The organism is Pseudonocardia oceanicola, from assembly GCF_047200735.1.
In the GTDB taxonomy this organism is placed as follows: Bacteria; Actinomycetota; Actinomycetes; order Mycobacteriales; family Pseudonocardiaceae; genus Pseudonocardia.
In genome coordinates this window covers 140833-147062 of record NZ_JBJZON010000019.1, presented here as the reverse complement: position 1 = coordinate 147062, position 6230 = coordinate 140833, and the positions used below count along the sequence as shown (strand labels likewise).

At 72.4% G+C, this 6230-nt stretch carries 9 protein-coding genes, 1 tRNA gene and 1 pseudogene; 4 read left to right on the top strand and 7 right to left on the bottom strand.

Translation table 11 applies throughout. The features are described from left to right. Positions 1-31 precede the first annotated feature (31 nt). Entirely contained in the window at positions 32-253 is a 222-nt protein-coding gene (locus tag ACL02T_RS24455; protein ID WP_412833089.1) for a DUF3618 domain-containing protein, read from the bottom strand. Positions 254-366: 113 nt separating this feature from the next. On the opposite strand from ACL02T_RS24455, the gene bcp reads away from it, so the two are divergent. The 3 genes and pseudogenes from bcp to ACL02T_RS24440 all read left to right on the top strand — a co-directional run bounded on the left by bcp (position 367) and on the right by ACL02T_RS24440 (position 1432). Then, entirely contained in the window at positions 367-834 is a 468-nt protein-coding gene (bcp, locus tag ACL02T_RS24450; protein ID WP_412833088.1) for a thioredoxin-dependent thiol peroxidase, read from the top strand. 380 nt (positions 835-1214) lie between these two features. Then, a pseudogene (locus ACL02T_RS24445) lies at positions 1215-1367 on the top strand (hypothetical protein); the annotation flags it as partial. Continuing rightward, positions 1358-1432 (top strand) — tRNA-Leu (locus tag ACL02T_RS24440). The pseudogene ACL02T_RS24445 and the gene ACL02T_RS24440, both read left to right, overlap by 10 nt. Positions 1433-1478: 46 nt before the next feature. Here the strand turns inward: ACL02T_RS24440 and ACL02T_RS24435 are convergent. Then, positions 1479-2159: a TVP38/TMEM64 family protein gene (locus ACL02T_RS24435; protein WP_412833086.1), complete on the bottom strand. Its 681-nt coding sequence runs from the start codon at positions 2157-2159 to the stop codon at positions 1479-1481. Positions 2160-2765: 606 nt separating this feature from the next. Between ACL02T_RS24435 and ACL02T_RS24430 the strand changes: the two genes are divergently transcribed. Next, entirely contained in the window at positions 2766-3092 is a 327-nt protein-coding gene (locus ACL02T_RS24430) for a carboxymuconolactone decarboxylase family protein (protein WP_412833096.1), read from the top strand. A gap of 220 nt (positions 3093-3312) precedes the next feature. Here ACL02T_RS24430 and rdgB read toward each other — a convergent pair whose 3' ends face one another. The 5 genes from rdgB to ACL02T_RS24405 are packed head-to-tail and all read right to left on the bottom strand — an operon-like array spanning position 3313 to position 6227. Next, positions 3313-3906, bottom strand: coding sequence for an RdgB/HAM1 family non-canonical purine NTP pyrophosphatase (gene rdgB, locus ACL02T_RS24425; protein ID WP_412833085.1), 594 nt, complete (start codon positions 3904-3906; stop codon positions 3313-3315). Beyond that, positions 3903-4625: a ribonuclease PH gene (rph, locus tag ACL02T_RS24420; RefSeq protein WP_412833084.1), complete on the bottom strand. Its 723-nt coding sequence runs from the start codon at positions 4623-4625 to the stop codon at positions 3903-3905. Before rph ends, rdgB begins: the two co-directional genes overlap by 4 nt. A gap of 34 nt (positions 4626-4659) precedes the next feature. Beyond that, on the bottom strand, positions 4660-5433 hold the full coding sequence (locus ACL02T_RS24415; RefSeq protein WP_412833083.1) for an MBL fold metallo-hydrolase: 774 nt from the start codon (positions 5431-5433) through the stop codon (positions 4660-4662). Between the two features lie 10 nt (positions 5434-5443). After that, entirely contained in the window at positions 5444-5869 is a 426-nt protein-coding gene (locus ACL02T_RS24410) for a hypothetical protein (protein ID WP_412833082.1), read from the bottom strand. Further along, positions 5862-6227: a hypothetical protein gene (locus ACL02T_RS24405; protein WP_412833081.1), complete on the bottom strand. Its 366-nt coding sequence runs from the start codon at positions 6225-6227 to the stop codon at positions 5862-5864. The genes ACL02T_RS24410 and ACL02T_RS24405 overlap by 8 nt, the downstream gene beginning before the upstream one ends. Positions 6228-6230 lie beyond the last annotated feature (3 nt).

The window sequence follows — 6230 nt, the reverse complement described above, 5'->3', positions numbered from 1 at the left end:
CAGCGGTGAGGATTCCGGGACCCCGGCCTCGTCAGGAGAACAGCTTCTTCAACACGGCCAGGGCGAGGATCGCCCCGACACCGATGAGCGCGTAGCGGATCTTCGGGTCCTCGAGCTTGACCGCGATCTGCTGCTTGCCGGAGTCGACGAACCGCTTCGGGTTGGCGCGGTCGGTCAGCGCGTCCAGGCTGTCGGCGAGCGCGTCCCGCGTCTTCTCGATCTCGCTCTGGATGCTCTCGGGGTCGCGGGTCACGACACACTCCTCGGTGCTCGTCATCGGACTCGGGTTCGGGCACACCGTAGACGAGCGGTCGGACACGGGCCCGCCGACGTCCCGCGGTCGGGCGGAACTGACAGGATCGGGGCATGACGACACGCCTCGCGCCGGGCGACACCGCCCCGGACTTCACCCTGCCCGACGCCGACGAGAAGCCGGTCTCGCTGGCCGACCTGCGCGGCCGCAAGGTCGTCGTGTACTTCTACCCGGCCGCGTCCACGCCGGGGTGCACCAAGCAGGCGTGCGACTTCCGGGACAACCTCGCCGAGCTGAACGACGCGGGCATCGACGTGCTGGGCATCTCCCCGGACACGCCGGCCAAGCTGGCGAAGTTCCGGGACGAGGAGGGGCTGACCTTCCCGCTGCTGTCCGACCCGGACAAGAAGGTCCTGCAGGAGTGGGGCGCCTTCGGCGAGAAGACGATGTACGGCAAGACGGTCACCGGCGTGATCCGCTCGACCTTCCTGGTCGACGAGGAGGGCCGGATCGAGGCCGCGCTGTACAACGTCCGTGCGACGGGCCACGTCGCCAAGCTGCGGAAGGACCTGAAGATCTGACCCCTGTGGACGACGTCCGCGCGATCGAACACATGTTCGCTACGGTCGGATCATGCCGAGAGCGCGCAGGTGGACGGACGAGGATCTCACCGCTGCGGTGGCGGCGAGCGACTCGGTGTCCGACCTGAGCCGGCGGCTGGGCTACACGCCGAACGGCGGAGTCCACCGCCTGCTCAACGGCCACATCCGGCGGCTGGGGCTCGACACCTCGCACTTCGTCGGTGCCCGCTGGCCGACGACGCGACCTGAACTGGTTCGCAAGCGTCCGCTGTCGGAGATTCTCGTGCGGGGGCCCCTCTACCGGACCTCCAACCTGCGGCGGCGGCTGATCAGGGAAGGCCTCAGGCCCGCCCGTTGCGAGCAGTGCGGGCTGGCCGAGTGGCGTGGGGTCCCACTGCCGCTGGCAGCTCGACCACATCAACGGGGACCACACCGACAACCGGCTGGAGAACCTCCGTATCCTGTGTCCGAACTGCCACGCCGTCACCGCCACCTGGTGCCGGCGGAAGGACGAAGGTGGGGAGCCGGCGTAGCCCAACTGGCAGGAGGCACGATCTTTAGGTGGTCGACAGTGCGGGTTCGAATCCCGCCGCCGGTACGTCTTCCCGACCAGCAAGGGCGCTGGTGAAGCCGACGGTCGAGGCTCAGTGGGCCCGCTCACCGACCTCGTCCGCCGGAACGTCTTCCGGGAGGGGCTTGCGGGCCGCCACGACGACCCCCGCGAACCCGATCAGCCCGCACACCACCGACACCGCGACCAGGGCCGGGGAGGGCCGTCCGCCGACGGCATCGCCCAGCACCACGATCGCCACCGTGCCCGGGACGATCCCCACGACGGTCCCGAGCAGGTATGGCACGAACCGCACCCTCGACAGCCCGCACACGTAGTTGAGCGCGGCGAAGGGCACCAGCGGCACCAGCCGCATCGAGGTCACGGCCAGCGTGCCGTGGTGGTCGAGCCGCCGGCGCACCCACGTCACCGCCGACCCGCGGACGTACCGCTCGACGAGGGCCCCGCCCGTCGCCCGGACGAGCACGTAGGCGAGCACCCCCGCGAGCGTGGTGGCGGCGAGGGTGACGAGGAGCCCGACCAGGGACCCGAACAGCACGCCCGCCGCCAGAGTGAACACGGTCCGCGGGACGGGCGCGACACACAGCCCCGCCTGCAGCCCCAGGAACAGCAGCGGCGCCCACGGCCCGGCCTCGGCGGTGAGCCGCCGCAGGTCCGCGACCCCCGGGATCCCGTACACCCGCGACACGACCAGCACCGTCGCAACCAGTACCACCACGCCGAGCCCGGCCAGCACGGGTCGCCACCACTTCACATCCGCCGACCGTACCGACGACGGCCGACCGCACGTCGTCACACCCGACCCCTGACCGCCGTCCAGGGCCGCACACGGCGCCCACCGGTCCGCACCGATGATCACCGGGACCGACCGGTGCACCTCGATGATCACCGCTCACGACCGAGGAGCGACCACATCTGGCGGGCCCATGGTCGCACGCGGTGATCAGTCCGCGCGCGCCGAGCCACCACTCGGCCGCGGCCAAGATCGCCGTTCGGGCCCACACAGCGCCACATCTGGCGGCGGCCGGTCCGAAACAACGATCAGGCGAGGACCCACGACCCGCCGTGCGTCCACGATCGCCGTCCCGGACCACACAGCGCCACATCTGGCGCCCCTCGGTCCCGAGCGATGATCGCCGCTCCCGGACCCCGAACCCATGATCGCGGCTTCGACCGGAGAGGGACGAATCTGACAGGTCCACGGTCGCGGACAACACGCATCGCGCGCCGCCTTCCGATCACCGGAACCCGCCCGGCCCCGGCCCTGTTCCCGGGCTACGGTGCCGCCGTGAGCACCGAGAAGCGCGAGCTGGACCTCGACCCCGCGGGCCTCGCCGTCCGCCGCGAGGTGCTGGGCGCCATGCACGTCGAGGCCTCGCTCGAGAAGGCCGACGACGTCACCGCCGAGTTCCAGGAGATGATCACCCGGTACGCCTGGGGCGGGATCTGGACCCGGCCCGGCCTGGATCGGAAGATGCGCAGCGCGATCACGCTGACCGCGCTCGTCGCCCACGGTCACCTCGACGAGCTGGAACTGCACCTGCGGGCCGCCCGCCGCAACGGACTGACCCGTGAGGAGATCGTCGAGGTGCTGCTGCAGAGCGCCGTCTACTGCGGCGTCCCCGCCGCCAACAGCGCCTTCGCCCGCGCGAGGAAGGTCCTGGCCGAGGACGCCCCCAGCGACTGAGCCACCGCACGACGGCTGCACGTCGCAGCAGGACCACACCCCTCCGCGTCATGGTCCCAGAGATGCGCTCTCGACGCCGGCATCTAGCGCATTATGGTTCCATAGCGCGCTCCGGACGCGGACTACGACGCACTATGGTTCCATAACGCGTTCCGGACGCCGAGCTTCGGCGCACTCTGGTTCCATGATGCGCTCCCGACGTGGGCTTTCGCGGGACGGCTCAGGTCGACAGTGCCTCGAGGTGCGGCAGCAGGGCGCGGAAGGCCCGGCCCCGGTGGCTGGCCGCGTCCTTCTCCGCCGGGCTGAGCTCGGCGGAGGTCCGCGCCTCGCCCTCCGGAACGAAGATCGGGTCGTAGCCGAAGCCGTTGCTCCCCCGCGGCGCGTGGACGAGTCGTCCACGCCATTCCCCGTGCACCACCTCCTCCGAACCGCCCGGCACCACCAGCGCCGCCGCACACACGAACGCGGCGCCGCGGCGCTCGTCGGGTACGTCGCCCAGCTGGCCGAGGAGCAGGTTCAGGTTGGCGAGGTCGTCGCCGTGCCGGCCCGCCCACCGCGCCGAGAGGACGCCCGGCATGCCGTTGAGCGCGTCGACGGCGAGCCCGGAGTCGTCGGCGACGGACGGCAGCCCGGTGGCCGCCGCGGCGTCGCGGGCCTTGGCCAGGGCGTTCTCGGCGAAGGTCGCGCCGGTCTCGGGCGCCTCCGGGAACTCGGGGACGTCGGCCAGCCCGAGCACCTCGACACCGGATCCCTCGGCCAACCGCCGCAGCTCGACGAGCTTGCCCGCGTTGCGCGTGGCGAGCAGGACCTTCACGACTCGAGCGCCTCGGTCTGCAGCCGCGTCAGCCGGGCGATGCCGGTGAGCGCCGTGTCGAGCATGGCGTCGAGCGTGCTGCGGGTGAAGGTGGCGCCCTCCCCCGTGCCCTGGACCTCGATCAGCGTGCCGGTGTCCGTCGCGACGACGTTGGTGTCGACCTCGGCGCGGGAGTCCTCCTCGTAGGGCAGATCCAGCCGTACCCGCCCGTCGACGACGCCGACGCTCACCGCCGCCACCTGGCACGAGATCGGCTTGGGGTCGGCCAGCCTGCCTCGGTCGCCCAGCCAGGTCACCGCGTCGACCAGCGCGACGTAGGCGCCGGTGATGGCCGCGGTGCGGGTGCCGCCGTCGGCCTGCAGCACGTCGCAGTCGAGGGCGACCGTGTTCTCGCCGAGCGCCCTGAGGTCGATGCAGGCGCGCAGGGACCGTCCGATGAGCCGGCTGATCTCGTGCGTGCGGCCACCGACCCGGCCCTTGACCGACTCACGGTCGGAGCGGGTGTTGGTGGCCGACGGCAGCATCGCGTACTCCGCGGTGAGCCAGCCCAGCCCGGAGCCCTTGCGCCAGCGCGGCACACCCTCGGTCACGCTGGCCGCGCACAGCACCTTGGTGTCCCCGAACTCGACGAGCACCGAGCCCGCCGGGTGCTTCTGGAAACCGCGGGTGATGCGCACCGGGCGCAGCTCGTCGTCGGTCCTGCCGTCTGCTCGCGTCACCCCGACATCCTAAGGAGGCCCTCGGACCGCGTACTCAGACCTCGTACTCGCCGCCCGACCGGACCAGTTCGACCGGCCCGTCGAACACCGCCTTGGCCTCCGCCAGGATCGGCTCGGGATCCGTCCAGACCGGCACGTGCGTGAGCAGCAGCCGCCCGACCCCGGCGGCCGCGGCGTGCTCCCCCGCCTGCCGGCCGGAGAGGTGGACACCGGTCGGCATGTCGTCCGTGTGCGGCCAGGACGCCTCGCAGAGCAGGACGTCGGCACTCCGGGCCAGGTCGACGAGCCCCTGACACGGCCCGGTGTCCCCGCTGTAGACGAGGCTCCGGCCGCCGTGCTCCACCCGCAGCGCGTACGCCTCACAGGGGTGGTCGACCGCGGCCGCGCGCAGCACCGCGCCGCCCACCGTGGCCTCGCAGCCCGTGGCGAGGACCCGGAAGGAGAAGACGTCGGACAGGTCGGTGTCGGCGCGCTCGGCGGCGGACGGCGCGTAGGCCGCCCCGAGTCGCTCCGGTGCCTCCACCGGCGCGAACACGGGCAGCCGGGTGCGGGTCGGGTCGACGGGCGGGCTCGGGTGGTAGCGGCGCCAGACGGCGAGCGCCGAGAGGTCCGCGCAGTGGTCCGGGTGCAGATGGCTGAACACCACGCCGTCGAGCGCCCAGGGGTCGAGGGAGCGCTGCAGCGCCCCGAAGGTGCCGTTGCCGAGGTCGAGGGTCAGTCGGGTCCCGCCCGCCTCGACGAGATAACCGGACGCCGGCGAGTCCGGCCCCGGTCCGCTCCCCGAACAGCCGAGCACGACGACCTTCATGGTGAGGAGGCTAACCCTCGGCCGACGTGCGCCGCAGCCACCACAGCCCGACGAACGGCAGCACCAGCGGGATGAAGCCGTAGCCGCGCCCGTACACGGACCAGACCGTGTCGTCGGGGAAGTCCCCGGTGTCGAACACGGTCAGGGTGCCGACCACCAGCACCCCGACCAGCTCGAAGACGACCGCGCCCCAGGCCAGCCTGCGGTACCCCGGCCCGTGGCCGGCCAGCCCGATCGTGGCCAGGAGGTAGACGACGCCGGCGAGGGCCGAGAGCGCGTAGGCCACCGGTGCCTCGGCGAACCTCGCCGCGATCTGCACGCCGGCCCGGGCCGTCGCGGACAGGGCGAAGATCGCGTACACGGCGATGAGGACCCGGCCGGGCCCGGTCGCCGTCGCGCGCGGCCCGCGGCCCGGTCCGCCCGTCGGCTCAGGCATTCCCGGCGACCCACAGGTCGTGCAGCCGCCACACGGCCACCCCGGTCCCGATCGCGCCCACGGCGATGACCGTGCCGCCCCAGCGGGTCGGCTCGGCAGTCGCGAACTGCAGGGCGATCGGCATGACACACACGCTGACCAGCAGGTAGATGAGGAAGGTCGACTGCTCGGGCAGCTGCACGCCGCCGAACACGCGGACCGCCGCGATCACCGCCTGGATGACCAGGACCGCCTCGAACGCCCCGACCGCGAGGCGGTGGGTGCGGTCCGGCGGACGGTTGCGGACCGTGGTGAACACGCCGTACAGCGCGACGGCCGCCGCGGCCACGTACGCCACGACCTCCAGGACGCCGATCACGCT

Excerpts from the sequence above, each read along its gene's own strand:
- bcp (WP_412833088.1), top strand. The coding sequence starts at position 367 with ATGACGACACGCCTCGCGCCGGGCGACACCGCCCCGGACTTCACCCTG.
- ACL02T_RS24430 (WP_412833096.1), top strand. The coding sequence starts at position 2,766 with ATGCACGTCGAGGCCTCGCTCGAGAAGGCCGACGACGTCACCGCCGAG.
- ACL02T_RS24410 (WP_412833082.1), bottom strand. The coding sequence starts at position 5,869 with ATGCCTGAGCCGACGGGCGGACCGGGCCGCGGGCCGCGCGCGACGGCG.
- ACL02T_RS24415 (WP_412833083.1), bottom strand. The coding sequence starts at position 5,433 with ATGAAGGTCGTCGTGCTCGGCTGTTCGGGGAGCGGACCGGGGCCGGAC.